General features: G+C 62.9%; 20 protein-coding genes. 13 read left to right on the top strand and 7 right to left on the bottom strand.

Annotation, left to right across the window (positions count from 1 at the left end; all coding sequences use genetic code 11):
* Nucleotides 1-7: 7 nt before the first annotated feature.
* On the bottom strand, nt 8-1,126 hold the full coding sequence (dnaN, locus tag HMPREF1484_RS02900; protein ID WP_016663527.1) for a DNA polymerase III subunit beta: 1,119 nt from the start codon (nt 1,124-1,126) through the stop codon (nt 8-10).
* 452 nt (nt 1,127-1,578) lie between these two features.
* Complete coding sequence (dnaA, locus tag HMPREF1484_RS02895) at nt 1,579-3,168, bottom strand: chromosomal replication initiator protein DnaA (protein ID WP_016663526.1); 1,590 nt, start codon at nt 3,166-3,168, stop codon at nt 1,579-1,581.
* 343 nt (nt 3,169-3,511) lie between these two features.
* On the opposite strand from dnaA, the gene rpmH reads away from it, so the two are divergent.
* The 8 genes from rpmH (at nt 3,512) to HMPREF1484_RS11150 (ending at nt 9,031) form a co-directional block, all read left to right on the top strand.
* The gene (gene rpmH, locus HMPREF1484_RS02890; protein ID WP_016663525.1) at nt 3,512-3,649 is read left to right on the top strand and encodes a 50S ribosomal protein L34; all 138 of its coding nucleotides are present in this window, start codon (nt 3,512-3,514) and stop codon (nt 3,647-3,649) included.
* A 13-nt stretch (nt 3,650-3,662) separates the two neighbouring features.
* Nucleotides 3,663-4,055: a ribonuclease P protein component gene (gene rnpA / locus HMPREF1484_RS02885; RefSeq protein ID WP_016663524.1), complete on the top strand. Its 393-nt coding sequence runs from the start codon at nt 3,663-3,665 to the stop codon at nt 4,053-4,055.
* Nucleotides 4,052-4,333, top strand: a complete 282-nt coding sequence (yidD, locus tag HMPREF1484_RS02880; RefSeq protein WP_016663523.1) for a membrane protein insertion efficiency factor YidD — start codon at nt 4,052-4,054, stop codon at nt 4,331-4,333. Before rnpA ends, yidD begins: the two co-directional genes overlap by 4 nt.
* Nucleotides 4,334-4,414: 81 nt before the next feature.
* Complete coding sequence (gene yidC, locus HMPREF1484_RS02875) at nt 4,415-5,512, top strand: membrane protein insertase YidC (protein WP_016663522.1); 1,098 nt, start codon at nt 4,415-4,417, stop codon at nt 5,510-5,512.
* 9 nt (nt 5,513-5,521) lie between these two features.
* On the top strand, nt 5,522-6,046 hold the full coding sequence (locus tag HMPREF1484_RS02870) for a R3H domain-containing nucleic acid-binding protein (RefSeq protein ID WP_016663521.1): 525 nt from the start codon (nt 5,522-5,524) through the stop codon (nt 6,044-6,046).
* Nucleotides 6,046-6,720 carry a 16S rRNA (guanine(527)-N(7))-methyltransferase RsmG gene (gene rsmG / locus HMPREF1484_RS02865; RefSeq protein WP_016663520.1) on the top strand — a complete coding sequence of 225 codons (675 nt, stop codon included), beginning with the start codon at nt 6,046-6,048 and terminating at the stop codon, nt 6,718-6,720. Before HMPREF1484_RS02870 ends, rsmG begins: the two co-directional genes overlap by 1 nt.
* Nucleotides 6,721-6,754: 34 nt before the next feature.
* Nucleotides 6,755-7,624 (top strand): ParA family protein, encoded by an 870-nt coding sequence (locus HMPREF1484_RS02860; RefSeq protein WP_051120681.1) that lies wholly within the window; start codon nt 6,755-6,757, stop codon nt 7,622-7,624.
* A gap of 12 nt (nt 7,625-7,636) precedes the next feature.
* Nucleotides 7,637-9,031 (top strand): ParB/RepB/Spo0J family partition protein, encoded by a 1,395-nt coding sequence (locus HMPREF1484_RS11150; RefSeq protein WP_016663518.1) that lies wholly within the window; start codon nt 7,637-7,639, stop codon nt 9,029-9,031.
* Nucleotides 9,032-10,818: 1,787 nt separating this feature from the next.
* On the opposite strand, the gene HMPREF1484_RS02850 is transcribed toward HMPREF1484_RS11150, so the two are convergent.
* From HMPREF1484_RS02850 to HMPREF1484_RS02830, 5 genes are all read right to left on the bottom strand, one after another.
* Nucleotides 10,819-11,163 carry a hypothetical protein gene (locus HMPREF1484_RS02850; protein WP_016663516.1) on the bottom strand — a complete coding sequence of 115 codons (345 nt, stop codon included), beginning with the start codon at nt 11,161-11,163 and terminating at the stop codon, nt 10,819-10,821.
* Nucleotides 11,160-12,209, bottom strand: a complete 1,050-nt coding sequence (gene trxB, locus HMPREF1484_RS02845) for a thioredoxin-disulfide reductase (protein WP_016663515.1) — start codon at nt 12,207-12,209, stop codon at nt 11,160-11,162. Before trxB ends, HMPREF1484_RS02850 begins: the two co-directional genes overlap by 4 nt.
* A gap of 72 nt (nt 12,210-12,281) precedes the next feature.
* The gene (locus tag HMPREF1484_RS02840; protein ID WP_016663514.1) at nt 12,282-12,830 is read right to left on the bottom strand and encodes a hypothetical protein; all 549 of its coding nucleotides are present in this window, start codon (nt 12,828-12,830) and stop codon (nt 12,282-12,284) included.
* Complete coding sequence (locus HMPREF1484_RS11145) at nt 12,827-16,843, bottom strand: murein biosynthesis integral membrane protein MurJ (RefSeq protein WP_232049682.1); 4,017 nt, start codon at nt 16,841-16,843, stop codon at nt 12,827-12,829. Before HMPREF1484_RS11145 ends, HMPREF1484_RS02840 begins: the two co-directional genes overlap by 4 nt.
* Nucleotides 16,844-16,928: 85 nt before the next feature.
* The gene (locus tag HMPREF1484_RS02830; protein ID WP_016663512.1) at nt 16,929-19,346 is read right to left on the bottom strand and encodes a DUF6049 family protein; all 2,418 of its coding nucleotides are present in this window, start codon (nt 19,344-19,346) and stop codon (nt 16,929-16,931) included.
* Between the two features lie 91 nt (nt 19,347-19,437).
* On the opposite strand from HMPREF1484_RS02830, the gene HMPREF1484_RS02825 reads away from it, so the two are divergent.
* The 5 genes from HMPREF1484_RS02825 to rpsR all read left to right on the top strand — a co-directional run bounded on the left by HMPREF1484_RS02825 (nt 19,438) and on the right by rpsR (nt 24,748).
* Nucleotides 19,438-20,961 carry a CCA tRNA nucleotidyltransferase gene (locus tag HMPREF1484_RS02825; protein ID WP_016663511.1) on the top strand — a complete coding sequence of 508 codons (1,524 nt, stop codon included), beginning with the start codon at nt 19,438-19,440 and terminating at the stop codon, nt 20,959-20,961.
* Entirely contained in the window at nt 20,958-23,360 is a 2,403-nt protein-coding gene (locus HMPREF1484_RS02820) for a transglycosylase domain-containing protein (protein WP_016663510.1), read from the top strand. The genes HMPREF1484_RS02825 and HMPREF1484_RS02820 overlap by 4 nt, the downstream gene beginning before the upstream one ends.
* Before the next feature lie 153 nt (nt 23,361-23,513).
* The gene (gene rpsF, locus HMPREF1484_RS02815) at nt 23,514-23,804 is read left to right on the top strand and encodes a 30S ribosomal protein S6 (protein WP_016663509.1); all 291 of its coding nucleotides are present in this window, start codon (nt 23,514-23,516) and stop codon (nt 23,802-23,804) included.
* Nucleotides 23,805-23,850: 46 nt separating this feature from the next.
* Complete coding sequence (locus HMPREF1484_RS02810; RefSeq protein ID WP_016663508.1) at nt 23,851-24,420, top strand: single-stranded DNA-binding protein; 570 nt, start codon at nt 23,851-23,853, stop codon at nt 24,418-24,420.
* Between the two features lie 91 nt (nt 24,421-24,511).
* Nucleotides 24,512-24,748 carry a 30S ribosomal protein S18 gene (gene rpsR, locus HMPREF1484_RS02805; RefSeq protein WP_016663507.1) on the top strand — a complete coding sequence of 79 codons (237 nt, stop codon included), beginning with the start codon at nt 24,512-24,514 and terminating at the stop codon, nt 24,746-24,748.
* The last annotated feature ends 3 nt before the right edge of the window (nt 24,749-24,751 follow it).

The following is a 24,751-nucleotide window of genomic DNA, read 5'->3' as shown; positions in this document are numbered from 1 at the left end:
CAGGAACTCAGATGCGCATGGGCATGAGGAGGTAGCGGTAGTGCTCCTCCGGCGCCGCTTCGAGCGACTCCTGGCCACGCAGCACGGTTGGCTTGACCGAATCGGGAAGCGAGAAGTGCGTGAAATCGGTGCCGAGTGCGCCGAGGCCATCGAGGAGGAAGCCCGAGTTGTAGCCGACGACCAAGTCGCCGCCATCGACCTGTGCTTCGAGGACTTCGCTCGCCTGTGCGTCGTCGCCGTCGCCCGCTTCGAGGGCAACCTGCCCCTCGCTGAAGGTGAGGCGAACAGGGGTGTTGCGCTCGGCGACAAGGCTCACGCGCTTGACGGCCTCGATCAGGGGCGCTGTCGCGACACTCACGGTGTACGGCGTGACGTCCGGGAACAGGCGCAGCACGGGCGGGTAATCGCCGTCGACGAGGGTCGAGGTCGTGCGGCGGCCAGAGGATTCGAAACCGATAAGGTTTGCCGTCTCGCCTTCATTGAGCGCAATCTCGACGTTGCCGCCGCTGAGCGATCGCGCCACCTCGGTAAGGGTTCGTGATCGCACGAGGGCACTCAGTTCGCTCGAGGGGCTCGCGGGGTTCCACGTGAACTCGCGCACGGCGAGGCGGTAGCGGTCGGTCGCGGCCATCATGACTTTTTCGCCGTCGATCGTGACCTTAACGCCGGTGAGCAGGGGAACGACGTCGTCTTTGCTCGCGGCGATTGACACCTGCGAGATGGCCCGCGCGAACGTTCCCGAGTCGACGGTGCCCACTACGGGTGGCATCTCCGGAAGCACGGGGTATTCCGCAACGGGGAGCGTCGCGAGTGAGAACCGCGAGGAACCACACAGGATTTCGACCTTGGGGCCCTCGTGCGTGACGGACACGGTTTTGTGGGGCAGCGCCCGCACAATGTCGTTGAGCATCTTGCCCTGGACGAGTACCTCACCTGGTTCGTCGATGTCAGCTTCGACTGAAATATGGGCACTGACTTCGTAGTCGAAGGTCGAAAACTTCAGTTCACCTTCTTCGGCAACGATCCTCACGCCCTGAAGGATGGGCATTGCGGGGCGCTGCGGGAGTGTGCGGGTTGCCCACGAAACGGCATCGCTCAGCACGTCCCGATCAAGATGAAATTTCACGCCTCGGCTCCTTTACAAAAAAGCTTGCCGCGCCCTCGCGCGTACTTCCCAACTTTAGCCAAATTCTTGGCTTCGCGCCCGGGTCAAAATTACACGCTTGTCATTCTCATCCCCAAGGATTCCACATCGTCGAGGCTCGAGCGTGCGCTGTCACGCGACTTTTCCCCATTACCCGCATCTCAAGTTTAAACAACCCTCTTAATTACGTCTGTTGACGCTGTGGATAACCACTATTATTGCAGGTCAGAGCGAGAACTACACGTTTCGGATTCGGTGTGAGGATCGACGAGGAACTGTTGATGCATTGGGTATAACTGTCATTTTCGCAAGTGTTTGCGCGCCGTCAACTCACAAAAGGCAAGCCGTGCGTGCACATTCTCCACAAAGTTTTCCACAATTCTGGAAACTGTGGGCCTGACCAGGAGCGTTGCGCGGCCCGCAACCGTCGGACCTCAGCGCCTCCCCTGCTCCTGCGCGTTCGCCTTCACTCGCGCCGTAAGTTCCGTGACCTGGTTAAACAGGGCGCGACGCTCTTTCATGAGGGTCGAAACTTTCTTGTAGGCATGGATCACAGTCGTGTGATCGCGCCCGCCGAACGCGTCACCGATGGCCATGAGCGGCATCTCGGTGAGCTCACGGCACAGATACATCGCACATTGGCGGGCCGTGACCAGTGCGCGCGTGCGCGCGGTGCCCTTGATTTCATCGACACCGAAGCCAAAGTACGACGCCGTTTCCGCGATGATGAGGTTCGGCGTGATTTCAGCGCTGCCATCGTGCGTGAGCAGGTCTTTCAGCACGTTTTGCGCGAGCTCGACGTCCATGGGCTGCTTCGAGAGCGAGTGCAGGGCCTGGACGCGGATGAGCGCACCCTCGAGCTCCCGAATATTGGTGGAGATGTTCTCCGCGATGTATTCGAGCACCTCGCGCGGCACTTCTTCGGTGTTTTCGGCCGCGACTTTCTTGCGCAAAATCGCGATGCGGGTTTCGAGGTCCGGCGGTTGCACGTCCGTCATGAGGCCCATCTCGAATCGCGAGCGCATGCGATCTTCGAGGCCGCCGAGGAGCTTCGGTGGGAGATCCGAGGTGATGACGATCTGCTTGTTCGCGTTGTGCAGGGTGTTGAACGTGTGAAAGAACGCCTCGAGGGTTTCGGGCGCGCGCTGAAGGAACTGGATGTCGTCGATCAGGAGAATGTCGATGTCGCGGTAGCGCCGCTGAAACTCCTGGGCCTTACCGAACTGACCCGACTGCACCGAGTTGATGAAGTCGTTCGTGAATTCCTCGGAATTTACGTACCTGACCTGGATGTTTGGGTGCAGCTGCTTGGCGTAGTGACCTGTCGCGTGCAGGAGGTGGGTCTTGCCGAGGCCCGATCCGCCATAGATGAACAGGGGGTTGTAGGCGAGTGCGGGCTGTTCGGCGACCGCGTAGGCGGCAGCCTGAGCGAAGCGGTTTGAGGCGCCCACGACGAACGTGGCGAACGTGTACTTCGGGTTGAGCCGCGAATCGTTTCCGAGTGACGAGGAGGTGGGGAGGTCGCTGGAGCTGGCCGGTGCCTCGGCTCGGTCGGTTCCCTCGGCGGGCGTGTAGGGGGAATAGGGCGTGAGGTCCGACGGTTGCTGGGACCACGGCGATGCCACATTCACAGAGTTATCCCCATCGTGACGTGGGGTGACGGGGATTGATCCCGATGAATTCACAGAGTTATCCACAACGTTGTCCACCGGGGCGGTGCTCGATGGGGCGCTCGGTTCTGGCTCGTCGTCGAGGCCCAGCGTGGGGTCGATCGTCACCGCGAACGTCACGGGTTTGCCCATCGCCTGCGAGAGCGACGAACGAAGCTGATCGGGGATCCGCATCTCGAAAAGGTCCTTGACCGTTGCATTTGGCACCGCAATGAGGGCCGTGTCCTCGAGAAATCCTCGCAAACTGGAGAGGGTCACGTAGGCGAGGTGGCGATTCGACACCGAGTCATCGGCGCGCAGGATCTGCTGGCACTCGGCCCACAGCGCGTCGCGATCGAGTGCGGTCTCGTCCATTCGGGGGCTCCTCGTGGGAATCGGGGGTGCGGCGGACGTCCATAATTATCCACCATGTTTTCCACATTTATGCCCAATGACGTGGAAGAAGGCGCACACCCTGTTAAATCGTTGGGGATAACCATGAGATTCTAGGCACACTTCGCTGAATCGAGGCTCGTTCCATTGACCGGCTAGCCGCGCGATTCTAGACTCGATCAGTCTGTGTTCACGGAACCGACGCGTTCGGTTTCGCGCACACACCCGAAACCATTGGCCCCACGGGCCGTCTTTAACCGGGCCCTCCGGCCGCCACGCGGTTCCTTCCCGGAGACGAGGGCCCCGATTTATTTGGAGAGAAAAGATGACCAAGCGTACGTTCCAGCCGAACAACCGCCGCCGCGCCAAGAAGCACGGCTTCCGCGCACGCATGAGCACCCGCGCGGGCCGCGCCATCATCAACGCGCGCCGCTCGAAGGGCCGCGCGTCCCTCTCGGCCTGAGCCGCGGCGTGACGTGCGGGCAGCGAGCCGCCTACGTCACAACGACGACTTCCGCCTGACCACCCGCCAGGGAGTGTCAGCGGCCCGATCCCACGTGGTCGTGCACCTCGCGATCCTTTCCTCACCGGAGGTCAAAAGGATCCAGGAGGAGCCGCGCGTGGGATTTGTCGTGTCAAAAAAGGTCGGCAACTCTGTCGTCCGCAGCCGCACCAAGCGCAGGCTGCGGGAAATCATGAGAGCCCGCCTCGATCGCCTACCCGCGTACGCAACCGTCGTTGTGCGCACGCGCGCCGGCATCAACGACATCGGGCACGACACGCTCGTCAGCGAAGTCGATTCCGCACTCACCTCCGCCCTCGGCAAGCTCGCGAAGCGCAACGCCACGCATGAGGGAACACGGGGATGAAGGCAACCGTCGGAATCATTCGCGCGTACCAGCGAGGGATTTCCCCGTACCTGCCGGCCGCGTGCATGTTTACGCCCGTGTGCTCGCAATACGCACTCGACTCGATCCGCCGCCACGGAGCTCTCAAGGGGCTCCTTCTCACCGCGTGGCGGATCCTGCGGTGCAACCCCCTGAGCGGAGGCGGGATCGACCCAACCCCCGCACCCGGCATGTGGACGAACCCGAAACCCGCTCCCGAACGGGACACTGAAAGTACCGAGTTCGCCCACACCCACTAGGCTTGACCCGAACACCCGACCTCGCGCCGCTCATCGCATGACCGTCATGCGCATGCGAGCGGCAGGAAGAAAAGGCCGAAGTTGAACATTCTTTACCCCATCGAGTGGGTCGTCGTCTGGATCATGGTCCAGGCCCACAAACTGCTGTCCTTCGTCATGGACCCGGATTCGGGTTGGACCTGGCTGCTGTCGATCGTGCTTCTCACGGTCGTGGTCCGCATCATCATCTTCCCGCTTTTCGTCAAGCAGATTAAGAGCTCCCGCGGCATGCAAATGGCCGCCCCCGAGCTCAAGGCGATCCAGCAGAAGTACAAGGGCAAGACCGACCCCGAGTCCCGTCAGGCCATGGCCAACGAGACGATGCAGGTCTACAAGGAGCACGACGCCAACCCCGTGGGCTCGTGCCTTCCTGTCCTCATTCAGATGCCGATCTTCTTCGCGCTTTTCCGCGTGCTTTTCTACAAGCTGCCGGAGGCCGCAAAGAGCAACAAGAGCTTCGGCATCCTCACGCCCGAGCTAGCCGATAGCGCCCACAACGCGCGCATCTTCGGTGGTACGACGATCTCCGATTCGTTCCTCACTGGCGACATGTCCGCGAAGATCATCGCGGGCGTCATCATCGCACTCATGGTGCTCGTGACGTTCCTGACGCAGAAGGAACTGACGATGCGCAACATGCCGCCGTCGGCTCTCGAAGGCCCGATGGCGTCCACGCAGAAGATGATGCTCTATATGCTCCCGTTCATCTACGTGATCTCGGGTCCCGGTATGCCGATCGGTGTGCTCGGGTACTGGCTCACGACCAACGTGTGGACGTTCGGCCAGCAGTGGTGGATGATCTCGAAGAACCCGACCCCCGGTTCCGCCGCTGAAAAGGCTCGCCACGAGCGCATCAACAAGAAGCGTGAGAAGCAGGGTCTTGAGCCGCTTGACTTCACGCCGAAGAAGTCCAAGCGCGTGCAGGAGATGGAAGCGGCCAAAGCCGAGAGCATCCGCGTGCAGCCGAAGCGGTACGAAAACGGCCGGAAGCTGAGCGATGAAGAAATGCTCCAGCGTGCCCGCGAAAAGCGAGCGAAGGCCATCGAAGAGCGCCGCAAGAAGGCCGCTCAAAACGGTGCACAGAAGGCGGGCGGCTCGAAGCAGAGCAACGCCCTCGGCAAGAAGCGCAAGAAGAAGTAAGGATTCCCGATGAGCGAGAACGACACTTTTGACAACGAAGCGGTGGACACCCAGACGTCCGCCGACGAGCGCCTCGCGCGCCTCGAAGAGGAGGGCGACTTCGCCGCCGACTACCTCGAAGAACTCATGGACATCGCCGATCTCGATGGCGATATCGACATTGACGTCGACGGCGATCGCGCATCCGTGGAGATCCGCGGCGCCGCCGAGCTGAGCGCCCTCAACGAGCCGAAGGGTGAACTCCTCGAAGCCCTCCAGGAGCTCACGCGGCTCGCCGTTCAAACGAAGACGGGCGTGCGCTCGCGCCTCATGCTGGACATCGGTGGTTTCCGCGCAAGCCACAAGAGTGAGCTTGAGGAACTTGCCGAGAAGGCTGTCGAACAGGCCAAGAACGGCGAGGTTCCCGTTCCCCTTCGGCCCATGAACCCGTTCGAGCGCAAGGTCGTGCACGATGTTGCAAAGCGCCACGGCCTGCACTCGGAATCCGACGGTGAGGGCAAGACCCGCCACGTCGTGATCTACCCCGAAGACTGATGCTTCCCGCTCCCGCACACCTCGACTCTCTCGCTCGCGACCTCTTCGGTGAACGTCTTGCACTTGCCGAGCAGTACGCGGAGATTCTGCGTACCCGCGGAGCGGAAGAAGGCCTCATTGGGCCCCGCGAAGTCGATCGCATTTGGGAGCGGCACGTCATCAATTGCGCCCTCATGGTGCGTGCCCTCGGGCCCGCGGGCCTCGTCGAATCGCTCGCGGATGTAGGTTCGGGTGCCGGCCTTCCGGGGCTCGTCATCGCGATTGCCCGCGAGGATATTGACGTGACCCTCATCGAGACGATGCAGCGCCGTGTGGACTTCCTTGAGCGAGCGGTCGAGGAGCTGAATCTCGTCAATGTCGAGGTTGTGCGCGCTCGCGCTGAGGACCTTCATGGTGAGCGTGAGTTCGATGCGGTGACCGCGCGTGCCGTGGCGGCGCTCGATAAGCTCGCGAAGTGGACCGTTCCGCTTGTGCGCATCGGCGGCGAGCTCGTGGTGATGAAGGGCAGGAGCGCGCGTGACGAAGTCGTGAAGGCAGAAAAGACCCTCGCCCGTCTTGGCGCATGCGATGTTCGCGTTGAGGAATTCGGAGATCCATCCGTGGAGGTTCCTACTACAGTGGTACGAGCACACGTTCGTGAGGTATCGGGGCGAAAGGGGCCGCGTCGTGGCTGAGAAGAAGAAGAACTCTCTCGATGAAACACCGCTCATGCGGCAGCTTCGTAACGACATGGAGCTTCGCAAGCGCCTCGAGAAGGCGACCTTCGCCGCGCCAGAACACACCCGCATCATGGCCGTCGCGAATCAGAAGGGCGGCGTCGGTAAAACGTCGAGCGCCGTCAACGTTGCGGTCGCGCTCGCCAAGGGCGGTCTCAATGTTCTCGTTATCGATTCGGACCCTCAGGGCAACGCTTCGACGGCTCTCGGCATCCCGCACGATCCCGAAATCGCCTCGCTTTACGACGTGCTCATCGAGGATGAGCCGCTTTCGGCGATCGTGACCCCCTCTCCCGAAGCGGACACCCTCGAGTGCGCCCCCGCGACGATCGACCTTTCGGGTGCCGAGATCGAACTTGTTCCGATGGTGGCGCGCGAATCCAGGCTCAAGAACGCGCTTGCCGACTACTTCGAGGAACGCGAGCAAAAGGGCCTTCCTCGCCTCGACTACGTTCTCATCGATTGCCCGCCTTCGCTTGGGCTTTTGACGATTAATGCCCTTGTGGCCGCGCGCGAGGTGTTCATGCCGATCCAGGCCGAGTACTACGCGCTCGAGGGCATCGCGATGCTGTGGAAGAACATCGACCTCATCCGCAAGCACCTCAACCCTGACCTTGTGGTCTCGACGATCCTGCTCACGATGTATGACGCCCGCACCCGCCTCGCGGCCCAGGTGGCCGAGGATGTGCGTGCGCACTTCCCCACGCAAACCCTCGATACCGTCATCCCCCGGTCGGTGCGCATTTCGGAAGCCCCGAGCTACGCGCAAACCGTCTTGAATTACGATCCCAACAGCACGGGTGCTCTCGCGTACCGCGCCGCTGCGCACGAGATTTCCCGTCGCCCCGAGCCTAAGAACTGAAACGAGGAGATCATGGCGAAGAAACGTGGCCTTGGTCGGGGTATCGGTGCACTGATCCCCAGCTCCGAGCCTGCCGCAACCGAGAAGCCCGAGGCGAAGGACACGCCCACGCCCGAGCCTTCCGCGAAGTCGGCCGGCACGAAGGCGCCCACCTCGGCACAGCGCTCCGGCGCCTCCTCGAAGTCTGCTGCGCCCAAGCCTGCCGCGTCCTCCTCACCCTCGAAGAAGGCGTCCGACGCTACTCCCGCCCCTGCTGAGCCCAAGGCTTCCGCGTCGAAGCCAGCCGGCACACGCGGCGCCGACATGTTCTTTAGCTCCGAATCTGAATCCACTGATAAGTCGAGCGAGCGTCGGCGCGCAGCCGATCTTGAGCTCGCTGACTCGTGGGCACGCGATGCACGCTCGAAGCGCCGAAACGGCAAGAAGGCCGCAGCTAAGCCCGCAGCGGCAGCGCGTAAGACCGGTGACGAGGGCGCATCGAAAACCTCCGCGACCGCTCCGGTTGAGGTGCCCTCGGAAGGAGATGCGCAGGTTGCTGCTGCGACCGCACAGCCGTCCCACGACGGTCTCGTGCCCGTGCCGGGCGCCGAGTTTGTCGAGGTGCCGATCGCCGAGATCCGCGAAAATCCCCGCAACCCGCGAACTGTTTTTGACGAGGATGAACTCGACGAGCTCGCCTATTCGCTCCGTGAAGTCGGTGTTCTTCAGCCGATTGTTGTTCGTCCCGTTACCGACTCCGTCGATGGCGAATCCTTTGAGATCGTCATGGGTGAGCGCCGTTGGCGGGCCGCGAAACGCGCTGGTCTCAAGTCGATTCCCGCGATCGTGCGTTCGACCGCCGACGACGATCTTCTTCGTGATGCGCTTCTCGAAAACCTGCACCGCTCGCAGCTGAATCCCCTGGAAGAGGCAGCCGCCTATGGCCAGCTCCTCGAGGACTTCAACTGCACCCAGGATGAGCTCGCCGATCGCATTGGGCGCTCGCGCCCGCAGATCTCCAATACCCTGCGCTTGCTTCGCCTTCCTCCCCTCGTGCAGCGTCGACTCCAGTCCGGCGCGCTTTCTGCGGGACACGCCCGCGCGCTTCTGGGCCTCGATGATGTCCAGCTTCAGGAGGAGCTTGCCCAGCGCATCGTGAGCGAAGGCCTGAGCGTTCGCGCTGTTGAGCGCCTTATTGCGAATGGTGTTGAATCCTCGTCGGCAACCCGCACGGTGACTCGACGTAGTTCGTACAACCCGCGCGTTGTATCCCTGACCTCGCAGCTGTCGACGAAGCTTGAGGCACCGGTGCGCATCGATGTCGGTAAGCGCAAAGGTAAAGTCACGCTCGAGTTCACGAACCTCGACGATCTCGAACGGATCGTGGCGAAGCTCGGCCTCGAGGACGTCGAGCTCCCGCAGGACTGAGCCTGACGGGTCCCAGACGACTTCCCTTAGTCGTCGAATATTTGTGGAACTGTTTTCCGGGAACCTTCGCTAACGCTTGCTGCGGTCGCATATTGAAACGTGCACGCCTTTTTGCGGAAGCCTCTCGTGTTTGGCCCCTGGGTTCCAGGGCGGCCATCGTTGTAATTGCACGTCAACCCGCGCTGCTTTTGCAGAATAGCTGGTGCCGGGAGGCCAACCGCCCTTAACCACATCTCCGTTGTGGTCTTGAGCTCCCGGCAGGCTCCTGCGCTCTCCCATGCGTACCTATGGATCGTAGATAAGCCGTATTTGTATGCCCGAGTTCCCAGCCGTTTCGTCATACTCTTCCGTGTTTCACGTGGAACGCGGTTTCGCCGAAAAGACCTCGCCCTGCTTCGACTCAGTATCAGCGCGGATTCACGTTTCACGTGAAACCGCTACCACCTGCAGCCACTCGCGAGACCCTTACCAATCATGTGGAGTATTTGTCGGCTTGGCCACGGCACCTCGGTTCACGTGAAACTCTACTGATGGGCTGTTGGTTGGATTACGAGGCTCGGCCAAATTCCCAGTATTGCTCGAATGGTCAGCTATTCGAGAAGTAGCGTCAACCGTTTCACGTGAAACAGGTTGCTCTTTCTTCGATACGAAGTCACTCGCTATTTCGTCATCTTGAGAGTTCCCCGAGAGAACGCGTTGGACTAATGAAAGAAAAGACATCGTTTCACGTGAAACATACACAGCTAACTACCTCGTTGCGTTCTGCTACCGTCGTTGGCTGGTATGCGTTTCACGTGAAACAACACTTCGAGGAGAAGAGAACTTTGAGTCGCTTGGTTTCGGTAGTTCGGGCGCGCGTCGCTGCAACTCAAAAGAGTTTCACGTGAAACAAGCGCGCTGCTCACTTAGCCGCGGCGCTCTACCGCTGTATGTGTCCGTTAAGGAGGGTTTGGCGTATCGATCCTGAGGTGTTCCACGTGAAACTCCCTAGTTTGCTTTCCGCAACTTTGGCTCGACGAACTTTAAGGCCCACGGGTTGGTCATCCTCCGCTACGCCAACGTTTGATTTTGTTCTCTAGTTTTAAGGACTGCGTTTCACGTGAAACTTCGTGCGCTCCGCAGAGCACGGACTTAGATCGATGGGAGGTCTTCTGTATGCGTCGAGTGGGATCAAAGCGGTTCGGGTCTATTGGCACGTGGGGCGGCTGCGGGTGCTGATATAGCCCATCAGTGGTGTTTCACGTGAAATGTCGTGTATTGGCGTCAGGACGTGCTTACTAGGACGCTCGAGGCTATTCGCGAGTTCCCTCAGCTTAAGAACTGTTCTTGACGCAGGAGAGCTCGCTGATAATCGTTACTCGCACATTGCGGGGTTTCACGGGAAACAGCCCTACGGGTCCTACCGCGGGTTCTGGAATCTATCCACAACTGATGCGTGCGGCGGACAGTGTGGACCGAGGCAGCGGGGTAGCGACGGAGGTGTGTGGGATAGGCGCTGGGACGCGACAGAGGGGTTCCACGTGTAGCTAGGCAAGTTAGCTCACATATGTGAAGAGGTGTGTGGATAACGTGGGAGACGTAGCCCGCTAGCCAGGAATGCGCGTGCCAAGGCAGGCGTCGCAAGGCCCACCATGAACGGTAAAACTGCAGGTCAGGGCGTCATTCGTTACTTGTCCACAATGGGCTGCAGCACCCGTGAAAAGAGTGTGGATAAATATGGGGATAACCCTGTGATGCAGGCCACGGTGACGACGATCGGGTGAATGTCTCCGGTGGGACGTGCAGTGTTAGCAGACAGTGGCGCGCCGCAGATCCTCGAGCGCATCGCGCACGACAAACTTCGGGCTCGCACCTTCGAGCACTCGTTCGCCCACTACCTCGGAACCGCGAAGCGCAACGATGCGCCACGAGGGAAGTACGCGAGGCGAAAATTGCGGCGCTTGTTGCTCAGGATCGTCCGCAACCGAAACGTCATGAACAACAACGTTCACGGACGGTAGGTCAAGATCGCGTAATTCGCGGGCCGTGAGCGGCGCAGGAAGAGACGGCGCCGCCCACGAGGCCCAATAGAGATGAATGTGAAACGTGACGACTTCACTCGAAAGTGAACCGTCGGAACCGGGCTCGCTCACTCGAGCGTGGCGAGGTATTTCTCTGCGTCGAGAGCGGCCGAGCAACCCGAACCGGCCGCAGTGATGGCCTGGCGGTAGCGGTGGTCAACGACATCGCCACACGCGAAAACACCCTCGAGCGAGGTGTGGGTCGTGCGACCCTCGCAGAGGATGTACCCCTCGTCGTCAATATCGATCTGGCCCTTGAAAAGATCGGAGCGGGGCAGGTGCCCGATCGCCTCGAAAAGACCATCGGCAGGAACCGTTTCACGCTCACCGGTGACGGTATTTTCAAGCACGAGGTGCGAGAGCTCGTTATCGCCCTCGATGCCAACGACCTGGGTATTCCAACGGATTTGAAGCTTGGGATCATCTTCCGCGCGCTTCGCCATGATCTTCGAGGCACGCAGGGCGTCACGGCGGTGAAGCAGGGTAACGGACTTGCCGAAACGGGTGAGGAAGGTTGCCTCTTCAACAGCGGAATCGCCGCCGCCAACGACGAAGATGTCCTTGTCCTTGAAGAAGAAGCCGTCGCACGTTGCACACCAGCTCACGCCCTTGCCGGAAAGACGCTCTTCGCCGTCGACGCCGAGCTTGCGGTAGGCGGAACCGGTCGCGATGATGACGGCCTTTGCGCGGAACACGTCACCGCTTTCGGTGCGGATAGTCTTGATCTCGCCTGCGAGCTCAACGTCGGTAGCGTCCTCGAACAGGATCTCGGCGCCGAAACGCTCCGCTTGTTCCTGCATGTTGCCCATGAGGTCCGGGCCCATGATGCCCTCCGGAAAACCGGGGAAGTTCTCGACCTCGGTGGTCGTCATGAGGGCGCCGCCAGCATCAAGCGAGCCAGCGATGACCACGGGCTTCAGCCCAGCGCGCGCCGCGTAAACGGCGGCGGTGTAGCCCGCCGGGCCCGAACCGACGATCACAATGTCACGCACGGGGGCGTCCGAAGCGTCGGCAGGCGAAGCAGTTTCAGCCGCCTCGGTCTGCGCTCCCGCAAGGCTGATGCCGAAGCCACCGCCGAGGGTGTTGAGGATCGGGGTCTGAGGCTCAGAGGTGGTCATGATGTCCTTTCACAGCGAAAGCTCGCAACGGTCAAACAGAACAAGGGTAGGTGGGAAGGCTGAGATCCGCGGTCAGCTCTTCGGATCCACGAGTACCCGTGCGGAAAACAGGAGATCGGAGGCGCCGTCGGCATTTCTTCCGCATGTGGAACGCACGACGGACGCGGAAACTTCCCCACCCTCGCGGCGAACTTGCGTGAGGTTATGCTCATCGAGCACAAGGAGCCACGCGTTTTCGTCGGCGCCCCACGACACCTGCTCGAGCATAAGCACCGACTCTTTCGACGACAGGGACTTCAGGCACTGCGTGACGTCGAACGTCGCGGGCGTTTGCAGGCTTCCGGTATCGAGAAGGTTTTGGACCTCGGCGCCGAGCGTGTACTCGGTGAGTACCGGAAGGCCGGCATTATCGGTTCCAGGGGCCGAGTTCGAATCGGCGATGCTTTGCGAGGCAGGTGCGTCCATCGTCACGCTGAGGTTGAGCGCCCACGACAGCATGACGCCAAGGAGAATCGTCACGACGAGAAAAGCGGCGAACACCCCGGGTGGGAAGCCCGTCCAGCTTTTCAATTCGCCTCGCGCGCGTGAGCGGCGACGCGAGCCGCGACGAAAGAACATCATTCCTGATTGACCTTCACTTCGGCGATTTCGAGGCGGAACCCACCGTCGACAGCGCCGAGGTTCGGGGCCCACAGCACAAGCGCCCGCGCGTCGACGGGCTTCTCGGGCGTGAGGGTGAGGTCTTGGCCGGCGGCGACCTCGCCCGAGGCGAGCACGTCGCCGAGCTGGCCGTCCTCAGTCAGGGTGCGCAGCTCGATCGTGCCGCCCTGCTGCGCGCCGGGCGTGACGCGGACGTTCTTGACTTCACCTTCGCCGAGGTCGAGCTTGACGCCCATCCCGTCGCGAAGCTTGCCGAAATCGGCGCCGTTGTACCGCTGGGTCTTCCACACGGTACCCGGATCGCCGTCAAGCATGTTCCCCGCCCTCTCGGGCTTATCAGCCTTCGTGGGGTCCGGCGGGTACACGATGCTCACCTGGTTGAGCGGCGCGAGGGGCTTGGGCGTCTCGGTTGGTTTTTCGCTCGGCTTTTCAGCCGGGGCCTCGGTTTCTTTCGGGGCTTTTTCTTCCGACGCCTGCGTGGTCGGGCTCGTGGCGACATCTCGATTGTGGCGGCCCACCGACGTCACGGACGTTACCGCCCAGACGAGGCCGAGGATGACGGCGAGGAGGGCAGCAACGAGAATGACGCGCGCCGTTGTCGAGCGAGACACTGTGCTGGCGCCGGAAGCCGGGGTGCTCCCCGATGCGTCGGAGGCGAGTGCGATGTCCATGACGTCGCGGAATGCTGAAGCGTGCTGTGGGCTTTGCGGGGCGGGAGCGTTCGCGTCGAAGGCGCTCGCGTCGCGGCCCTGCACGGGGATGACGACACCCGCTCCGGGAGCGTTTTGGCGCACGCGAGGGGCAGCGTGCTGCACTGCCGAGGGAGGCGCCACGGCCGGGCGGCCGGGAGCTGAGTGGGGTTCATCGTTCGTGTTTGGTGTGCGCGGAGATTCGGCGAGGGACTCCTCGCGACCCGCGACCGGAATAGGGGCGGGTGCGGCAGGGGCGACGGGCGCCACCGGCGCCGTGGGTTCCTCCGCAGGCGCAGCCGGGGCGTAGTGCGTACTCGGGTCGATGTGGCCGGGGAAGGTGCTTGCCGCGCTTGGGTTCTGAGGGGCGTCGATGACCTCGGACCACGGCTTTTCAGAATCCGTAAGGGGCCTGTCGACCGTCTCGGCCGTGCCCGTCAGTGTGGCTTCAGGGGCCTCGGAGCCCTCGGTGATTTCGGGGCCTTCGCTGTTTGCGGGAGTTTCTGTGTGCTCAGCGTTCTCTTCGGCCTCGACATTCTCATTGGCCTCGGGGTTCTCGGCGGGAGCAGGCGATTCGGAATCGCTTACCGCAGCTATGCTCTGTGCTTCCGCCTGGCGCTCAAACGGCCCCGCGACAATGGGTCCCGCGGCCTTGCGCACCGCGAGTGGGACAGGCGCCCCCGCGTGTTGCTCGGGATCGTACGCCTCGAGAGTGACCGGAAGCGATTGCCACGGTGAAAGCTCCTCGCGTACGTCCTCAATCGACAACGGACGCGGTCCATCCGCGGGCGCATTCGGCGTGAGCGGCGTCAGAAGAGCCGCAGTGAGCGCACCCAGCTCGGCGGGAACCGTGCGCGGAGACGTTGTCGACGGATCGAAGGAGGCGTCGGAACCGAAAAACTCCGGCCCGCGCCCCGCGAGCCCGACATACAAAACCCGGCCCACGGCTCGCACGTCCGGGCTGAGAGTGAAGGGTTCGGTGAGGTGCAAAAGACCCTCGTCGCCCGCATCTTCGACACCTGCGCCGAGGATCGTCACCTGATCGTGCTCAAGATCCACGAACACGCGATCCTCGTCAAGGTGGTGGTGGCGAATGCCCTTGCTACGGGCCTCCTGGAGCGTCGTCGTCACGCGACCCGCGATCGTGCGGGCCGTTTCTGCGCGAAGCGCGCCGTCGCGGGTGAGGTCAGCGAGGGTGGGAAGGCCCGGATCCGTATACACCACCGCGGTCGCCTTCGACTCGCCGTCGCTCGGCTCAAGCACGTCATGGACGGCCTCGAGGCCGGGAACGCTCACGAGAGACACGCGGCGGGCCGCATCGAGAACATCGGCGGCAAACTCCCCGCGCACGAGGAAGACGAGAATCGGCTCGCCGCTCTCCTTCACACCGCGATGCCACGACGCCCCTTCGGTGGTGGACGATGGCACGCGGCCAGATTCTCCGCGCCCCGAACCGTCCAGGGCAGGGCTCAGCGAGAGGGAGGAAAAAAGCTCCTCGAGGCTGCGAATATCGGTCACGGTCATCCTTTGGTTCGCTTGAACAGTTCGATCCGATGTTTGACCATCGTAGCGGGGTGCCTCTGGCACGCTCGAGGTTTCCTCCACGGCGGCGGGAGTCTCCTCCTGCGGCTTTTCTGCTGGTTTCCCGCGGCCACGCTTGCGCATGACTCGGGAGGCGATCATCGTTGCCGCGTCGCGGATCTCAGACACGCGAAGCGCCCACGCGACAAGAGCAAACACCCCTGTCATGACCGCCGCAACGATGACGCCCACGACGATCGCGATGAGGCGCCCCTTCCACGTGAGATCGCCGAGAAGTGCGAGGAGACCCCAGCCCGCGGCCATTGAGACCAGGCCGGCAACGAGAAGACGGGCAACCATCGACACGGCACCGAGCGAGTTCACCTGACTCATGTCGACGCCCTTGCGGGCGAGATTGCGCCGCATGTGCCACACGCCCTCGAGCCACCCGATCAGAATCCCGACCGAGCTTACGAAAGCGCCCGCCGCAGCGGCATAGCGAGGATCGACCCAGAAGAGGATCACGGGGATCGCGATGAGCGAGAGCACCGTTGGGGGAACGCGCATCAGGAAGGCCGTGCGGGTGTCCTCATAGGCGTAGAAGTAGCGAGTCACGAGGTAGGTTGCCGCGAACGCGGGAAGTCCCAGCGTGTAGCCGATAAGCACGAGCCCATTTGCACCCGCGCCCGTGGGACTCGTGCCGCCCACAACGACCCACATGATCGGCGCCGCGAGAACAACGAGCACGGCGGTCGCGAGGATCATCGGCACGAACAGAATCCTGTTCATCGACGAATACGTGCGGTAGGCCCCGAGGTGGTCGTGTTCGGTCACGCGCTTCGACATCCGCGGGAAGATACTCGTCACGAGCGATACGGCGATGATGCCCTGCGGGAGCATAAAAACCGTGTAGGACCAGTCGAGGGCCGCGAGAGCGGGGTAAAGCTCGCGGGAAGCGCCGACCCCGCTCGCTTGCGCTTTTTCCACCGCCGAGACCGCACCGCCCGTTGACCAGCGACGTGCGAACACCGCGATCTGGCCGATAACCATCATGGCGAACGTCCACAGGCCCATCGTGCCGAGCTTGCGTAGGCCCAGACCGCGAAAACCCCACTTAAACCTGATCTTGAGGCCGATCTTCCTCGTCCAGGCCCACACGAGCAGGGCCTGCGCGGCGCTGCCCCCCACTTGGGAAAACGCGAGCACGAGCACCATGCCCCACGTCCACTGCGTGCCATCAGGCTGCGTGCCCCACAAAACGAGGAACAGGATCGAGCCTGCAATGTTCATGATGTTGTTGAGCGCAGGTGCCCACGTGAACGGGCCGAAACTCTCGTGAGCGTTGAGGATCTGCCCGAACATGATGTAGATGCACGAGAAAATCATCTGCGGCATCATGAAATAGCCGAGAACCGTCGCGGCCTGCGCCGTTCCCGGGTCGAGCTTTGAGTTCGCCACGACCGTCAGGAGCGGAACGGCAAGCGTGCACAGGGTCGTGATGGCCGCCGCGACAACGAAGAACAGGGTGAACAGGCGCGAACAGAAATCCTCGCCCCGATCCGGGAGCTTCGCTGCGCGCACGACCGCCGGTACGAGGATCGCGTTGAGCGTGCCGCCGCCGATGAGGATCCACAGCGAGTTCGGCAGAATTTGCGCTGCCGAATAGGCGTTCGCCGCGATCGATGCCGAGCCGCCGAGCACCATGCCGAGCAAAAAGGTGCGCACGAAACCCAGGAGTCGGGTCGACGCGGAGGCAACAGCCATAACGGCGCTCGCTCGCATAGCTTTGCCCCGCGCGGAGGAGGTGCTCGGTTTGTTCATAGTTCGGTTCGGGTCCTTAATTCCTGTGTCACGAATGGTGCGGGGAGGCGTCGGGGTCGTCGACGCTCTCAAGATCCTCGGGCGCCGTGATGGCTGGGCTGCGGGCATCCGACTTCGTGCGGCCCGCGCGGATCACGCCCGTGGCGACGAGCGCGGCAAGAAGCACCATCGCGACGAGGGTCGTCCAGTTCTCCCACTCCGGATTGACGCTCAGTTGGCTCTCGCGAGAATCGAGGATGACCCCGTTTTCGCTCGCGATCATCACCGTGAACGTGCCGTTCCCGCTTTTCACTGCTTGCACGGGAACGGAGTGATCGCTCGTCGTGAGGGCGGGGAGAGTGATCGGTGAGAGCTTCCCGCCCGTCTTTGCGATGCGGTCAGAAAACGACACCGTGGGCTGGAGCGTTGCCGGGGTGGGGAATCCGTTGTGGACGGTAAATGGGATCGATGCTTCGTTGGAGACGAGGTTGTAGGTTCCCGCGAGCGTGAGCGAGATTCGCCGGGTGTTCGCTTCCGTCACCGTCGCGATGCTAGAAAGCCGTCGAACGTGCGCGTTCGCGTCCGCGAAAAACGGGCTGCTCACCCCCGAGGCCGCCAGAAGAACCGCTCCGGAAAGGTAGCTCGGGTCCTTGAGCGTCGCGCGCACGTCGGTGAGCGACGTGAGGCTCTTCTCGACCCGTTCGCTTGCGCCCGCCGGCACCTTTTCGGGCGAGGCGTCGATGTGGGCGGGGCTGGCGTCGGAACCCTCACCGATCGCGCGCACGGACTTCACCGAGCCAACCCAGTAGTTCCCACCCTCGCCGATGATCGAGGTCGTGCCCTTTCCTGCCGTCGCCGCGTCGAGAAGCGTGGTGGCAGGGGCGTGGGCGACCCACGGCGCGGCGCTCAAGGCATCGAGCAGGTGCGACGTGCGCTCGGGGTTCAGTGAAGAGGTCGCGGACGGCGCAAGCAGGAGGGTGCGCGGGGCCGACGCCGGCTGGCCCGCGATGAGTGCCGTGTCCGCGAGAGCCCGCTGGTAGGACAGTTCGGGGTCGTGTGCGTCAGCGAGATGCTCTGAAAGCTCGGTCAGACGCGTGTCGTAGCCGACGAGCGCGACCGTGGATTCACCCTTGCGTGCAAGCTGCGCGTAGCCGCTCGGTGTGACGTTGGGGTTCGTGGAGGAGAAGAAGGATTCGGCGGGGACAAGGGCGACTTTCGCGCCCGATGCGCGTATCGCTTTCGCGGAGACCGCCTCGGGTTCCATGCGGACGACTGTCGGCGCCGTGCTGAGGCCCGCGCTTGTCGCAGCGGCGGAGGCCTCTTTTTCGAGGAGCTTCGCGGTCGCGCGGGCAGTTGCCGGGCTCGCGAGGGCGAAAGGCGCGAGCGTAACGTCGTGGCTCGAAGCCGCGTCGATGAGCGCCGAGCGGCGCTCGTCCCAGGTGTGATCCTGTCCCCACGTGGTTCCGGGGGCAGGTGCGCTCGCGGGTTCATCGGCGCCGCCCGCGTCGGAGGCAGCGGGGGTCGTGGGCGGGGAAGGGCTCGGGCTCGGCGTGGAGTCGGAAGGGGCGGGATCGAGCTTAGACAGCGCTTCGTCGAGCGTACTCATCCCTTTGGGGGCCTTAAGCTCAGTGAGCATGGAGGGGTCGAGCCACCAGCTCACGTCAGTACGCTGGGCAATGTCCCACTGCGCAGCGAAGGCACCCTCGCGAACGTCCTTGGCGAAGGCATCGGGGTCGGTCGCCGCGAGCGCGGGATCGGTACTTGCGAGAGGCGCGAGGTAGGCGAGGGAAATCCGGGGCGTTTCGGCGGTGGGCTGCCACACGAGAAATGTGCGGAGAGTTGCGGCGGCGGTGCTTCCGGTGGAGGGCTGGGTGCCGTCGGCTGACGACTGCGCCCCCGTGACTGCCGTGAGGGCGATGCGGCGCGGCCCCCACAGTGATTCGTCACGTGTATAGCCGAGAGAGTCCGCCGGGACGCGCACCGTGAATTCGGCGGCCTCGCCCGGCCCGAGCGTGCGCGTGGCCGAAGTTCCGCGCACCGTTCCTCGGTGCGATGTATCCGCCGTATCCATCGCCGCCCATTCGTCGGCAACCGTGCGATCCGTGACTCGCGACGTGAGCCCCGAGAGTTGCAGGGCCACGCCCTCGAGCGGGGTGCTTCCCGTGTTGGTAATGTTCACGCGGGCTTCGACAGTACCGCCCGGCTTCACCGCCGAGGGGGTGAGCGCGCGAAGATCGAGCGTGAGGGGCGCGCGGGCGTCAGGTTCCGGTGACGGGGTGGGTTCCGACGGCAGGGCGGGTGCGGTCAGTGCCACATTCGTGGGCGGTTGCTGGCCGGTAGACTGGTACGCTGCGGTGTCCCGCTGGGCGAGCGCGCCGGCGGGCACGAGAGCCGCACACAGGATCGAATACAGTGCGACCATGACGAAGAGGGCGCGACAAACGCGCCGCGTCACGGATCGAAGCATGGAACCACTGTAGAGGGCGCAGCTTCGTGCCACGTGCCAAACACGGATGGCGCGCGCGGAGCGATCCGCACATCACAGATCAAGGTGAGGAATGAACGACGTGACTAACGGCGACAAGCGTGAAGCACACCGGATGGGGATCGAGACGGTTCGCATCCGCGCGCGGAGCATGTTCCAGGCGCTTCCAGCCTCCGTTCACGAGCTCGGTCAAATGTTCGAGAGTGCAGGCGAGGAACTGGCACTCGTCGGCGGGCCCGTGCGCGACGCGCTTCTTGGACGTAGCAGCGATGACCTTGATTTCACGACGTCGGCGCGGCCCGAGTCGACGGAGCAGATTCTTCGGCAGTGGGTCGGCAAACGGGGCGCGATCTGGGACATGGGGCGCGAGTTTGGCACGCTCGGCGCGCAGCTCGACGGCGTCAAGGTCGAGATCACGACGTACCGCACGGAGGAATACGATCCGCAGTCTCGAAAGCCGCAGGTCGCGTACGGTGACACGATCGATGGTGATCTCTCGCGACGCGACTTCACCGTGAACGCGATGGCCGTTCGTCTTCCCTCCCTCGAGTTCATCGATCCGTTCGGCGGCCTCGAAGATCTTGCCGCGGGGCTTCTTCGTACACCGGTCGCCCCCGAACAGTCCTTCAGCGACGACCCGCTTCGGATGATGCGCGCCGTACGTTTCGCCTCGACCCTTGGATTCGACATCGAGGAGGGAACCGCGCGCGCGATCGCCGCCCTCGCCGGCCGCCTCGAGATCGTGAGCGCCGAGCGTGTGCGCGAAGAACTCGTCAAGCTCATGCTCGGCGATCACCCAAGGCGTGCCCTCGAGCAGATGGTCGATTTTGGCCTCGCCGAGATCATCCTTCCCGAGCTTCCCGCGATGCGGCTCGAGATCGACGAGCACCACAGACACAAGGATGTCTACACGCATTCGCTCACGGTGCTTGAGCAGGCGATTGACCTTGAAACAGGCCCCGAAGGACCGGTTCCCGGCCCCGACTTCATTTTGCGATTCGCGGCGCTCATGCACGATTGCGCGAAGCCCAATACGCGCCGCTACGAAGAAGGCGGAGTCGTGACCTTCCGGTTCCACGAAGTCGTGGGGGCGCGCATGGCGAAGGCCCGAATGAAGGCACTCAAGTTCGATAAGGAGACGACCAAGGCGGTCGCACACCTCATCGAACTGCATCTTCGCTTTCACGGCTACGCGGATAGCGAATGGACAGACTCGGCCGTGCGCCGCTACGTGACGGACGCGGGCGATCAGCTCGAACGCCTTCACCGCCTCACGCGCGCCGATTGCACGACGCGTAACAAGCGCAAGGCCCAGCGCCTTCGCGAAGCCTACGATGACCTCGAAAAACGCATCGCCGAGCTCGCGGAACAAGAAGAGATCTCCAAAATCCGGCCCGATCTGGATGGCCGCGCGATCATGCAGATTCTTGACCTCAAGCCCGGCCCGGCAGTCGGCAAGGCATATGCCTACCTTCTTGAGCTGCGCATGGAGGAGGGACCTCTCGGCGAGGAGGAAGCCTCGAGGCGCCTTCAGGAATGGTGGGCGCATAATGGGGCGCACGAAAGCGCGCCGGCGACGAGAGGAACCTCGAAGTGAGCGACAAGAGCCCAAAGGGGACGAGCCGTACCCGCTCGAGCGGAAAGCGTGCAGCGCGCCCTGCGACCACTCCCGCGGCAGCGAGCATTGGTCGCAGCCGCACGAAACCGCGCCCCGAAAGCGCCGCGCCCACGAAAGGCCGGCACGCTGTAGCGGCAGCAGGCACGGCTGCGTCTAAGCCCAAACCCAAGCCCACGAACTTTCTCAACTACCCGCGCGCCGGAAAAGAAGGGTTTTCGCGGTGGCTTCCCTCGTGGCGCCTCCTTTCCGCGGCCGTCCTCGTTCTCTTCTGTGCTGGCGTGGGCTTCGGTGCGTGGCTGTATGCGACTACCGAAGTACCCGAGCCGACCGATATCGCCGTTGCTCAAACGACCCGCGTGTACTACTCGGACGGAAAGACTCTCCTCGGCGAGTTCAGCGACCTCAATCGCACGATCCTGCCCGCCGACGAGATCCCGGACAACGTCAAGGAGGCTGTCGTCGCCTCCGAGGACTCCACGTTCTACGAGAACCGCGGCATTTCGCCGAAGGGTATCGTGCGCGCTCTCGTGAACAACCTTTCTGGCGGCTCCCGCCAGGGGGCTTCGACGATCACCCAGCAGTACGTCGAGAACTACTACACGGGCAAGGTCACCTCGTATACCGGCAAGGTGCGCGAAATGATCATGGCCGTCAAAATCGATGAGGAGCTCGACAAGAACGAGATCCTTTCGCGCTACCTCAACACGATCTACTTTGGCCGTTCCGCCTACGGAATCGAAGAGGCGGCGCAGGCCTACTTCGGCAAGAGTGCGAGCGAGCTCGATGACGCCGAGGCCGCACTTCTCGTCGCCGTCATTCCCGCACCGAGCGCCTACGACCCGGCGAAGAATCCCGATAAAGCGAAAGCGCTCTGGCAGCGGGTCATCGACCGAGAGGTCAACGAGACGGGAAGCCTCACGAAGGAGGAGGCTGACAAGCTCAGCTTCCCCGAGACGATCGAATACAAACGTCAAAACTCCTTGCGCGGCACAAATGGCTACCTCATGACGACGGTGCGCAAGGAACTCGAGGCGCGAGGCTTCGACGAGGACGACATCGACACGGGCGGCTACACGATCGTCTCGACGATCGACAAGCACACGCAAGAATCGACCGTCGAAGCGATCGCGAATCTCCCCGAGGACCGCCCCGAGAATAACCGCGTGGGAACTGTGAGCATCGACCCGTCAACCGGTGCGATCCGGGCGCTCTACGGCGGCGAGGACTACCTCAAGCAGCAGCGGAACGACGCTACCCAGTCGCGCATGCAGGCCGGTTCAACGTTCAAGGCGTTCACGCTTGTTGCCGCGCTCGAGGAGGGCTATAGCCTCCACTCCAACTGGGACGCCTCTTCGCCTAGGACCTTCAAGGGGTGGACAGTCAAGAACTTCGGCAATGTCTCGCGTGGCAGCGTCGATCTCCTGACCGCGACGCGGCACTCCTACAACACGCCCTATGCGGCACTCAACGTTGACATGGGCGCCGAGAAGACGCGCGAAGCGGCCGTCAAGATGGGGCTTTCCGAGAAGACACCCGGTCTCGACGACAGTCCGAGCAACGTCCTTGGCTCTTCATCGCTCACGGTTCTCGAGCTCGCGGGGTCGTATTCCGTGATCGCCTCGGGCGGGATTAAGCGCACGCCGCACATCGTCGAAAAAGTGACGAATGCTGACGGTTCGAGCAAGTACGCCTATAAGGATGACGGCGAGCGAGTTCTCAAGGAGTCCACGGCGATCAACGCGACCGTAGCCCTCCAGGAACCCACGAGCTCTCGCGGCTCGGCACGAATCGTCAACAAAAAAATGGATGGCCGCCCGGTCGCGGGCAAGACGGGTACTTCAAGCTCGTTCCGCTCGGCGCTTTTCGTGGGTTACACCCCCCAGCTGGTCACAGCGGTGGGCATGTTCCAACCAAGCTCCGACGGCCGCACTGAAGAGCCACTCACCCCGTTCGGCCCGTGGGAGGACATGACCGGTGGCGGCGCGCCCGCGAGTATCTTCGCCGACATCATGACGAGCGCCCTCGACGGGCAGGATGAACTCGACTTCCCGGACGAAGTCGATACCGATGGCAAGAAGAAGCGGAAGAGGACAAAACGGACGCAGGCGCCTGCGCCGCGCGTGACCAAGGAACCCGAGGTGACCGAGGCACCATCGGAAGAGCCGAGTGAGGAGCCGCCCGCAACCGAGGAGCCGTCGCAGGAGGCGCCCGAGCCGTCTCCTTCTCCGTCCGAGGAGAAGCCGGCATCGCCAGCGCCGAAGCCGAAGCCCGAACCGAAGCCTGAACCGAGCGAAAAGCCGGAGACGCCGAAGGTACAGCCGACGCGCGGCAACGACAAACCCGTTGAGCCGACCGCGACGCCGAAAGAACCTCGGTAGCGGTGAGGTCCAGGCCACCGTCGGACCCCCTTCCCCGAACCCGGGCGAGCCGCTAGACTTGGGAAGTCTGTGGAAAACCGCAGGCGCATGCATGACCCTCCTGCCACGGAAGGACCGTGGCCGCGATAGACCACAGGAGGTGGGGATTTACACATGCGTAAGTACGAAATGGTTGTGATCCTGGACCCGTCGATCGACGAGCGTACCGTGGACACTACTTTTGAGAAGCTCATCAAGGTTGTTCCTGCTGAGGGCGGCACCGTCGACAACACCGACGTGTGGGGCAAGCGCAAGTTTGCGTACGAGATCGACAAGAAGCAGGAAGGCATCTACGTCGTTCTTAACTTCACCTCGAAGCCCGAGACCGCCAAGGAGCTCGATCGCCAGCTCGGCCTCAACGAGTCCGTTCTGCGCACGAAGCTCATGCGCGTCGACGAGAAGTAAAAACCTCGTTTACACGCCACACCGCACCATCAGCTGAAGGAGAGTCATGGCGAACGATACCGTCATCACCGTCGTCGGAAACCTGACCGCCGATCCCGAGCTGCGCTTTACGAACTCGGGGATTCCCGTCGCGTCGTTCACCGTCGCGTCGACCCCCCGCACGTTCGACCGTCAGTCGGGCGAATGGAAGGACGGCGAAGCTCTCTTCCTGCGCTGCTCCATCTGGCGCGATGCAGCCGAGAATGTCGCCGAGTCCCTCACGAAGGGCACCCGCGTGATCGTTCAGGGCCGCCTCCAGCAGCGCTCCTACACCGACCGCGAAGGCAATAACCGCACCTCGATCGAACTCCAGGTCGACGAGATCGGCCCTTCGCTTCGCTACGCGACCGCGAAGCCGACCCGCACTCAGCGCGGCGGCGGCGGAAACTTCGGTGGCGGTTTCAACGGTGGTAACAGCGGTGGCGGCAACTATGGTGGCGGCCAAGGCGGCTACTCCAACCAGGGAGGCTACGGCGGTAACCGCGGTGGCGCCCAGGGTGGACCGCAGGGCGGCCAGAACCCCGCCGATGTTGACCCCTGGAGCAACGGCGGCGCTGAAGAGCCACCGCCCTTCTAAATCGCGCCGCGCCACTCGGCACACATTCTCAATTTATCCATTCCATCCCGGGTAGAAAGCCCGGGCTCCCCTCACTCAAAGGAGCACCACGATGGCGAAGCCAGAGCTTCGTAAGCCCAAGAAGAAGCAGAACCCGCTCAAGAGCGCCGGTATCGAGAACATCGACTACAAGGACCCCGCGGTTCTGCGTAAGTTCATTTCGGATCGCGGAAAGATCCGTGCACGCCGCGTGACCGGCGTCAGTGTCCAGGAGCAGCGCAAGATCGCGAAGGCCGTCAAGAACGCCCGCGAGATCGCCCTCCTTCCCTACTCGACCTCCGGTCGCTGAGCC

Source organism: Dermabacter sp. HFH0086, assembly GCF_000413375.1.
In the GTDB taxonomy this organism is placed as follows: Bacteria; Actinomycetota; Actinomycetes; order Actinomycetales; family Dermabacteraceae; genus Dermabacter; species Dermabacter hominis.
Note: the sequence above shows the minus strand (reverse complement) of the source record. Positions and strands in the feature narration are given on the sequence as shown.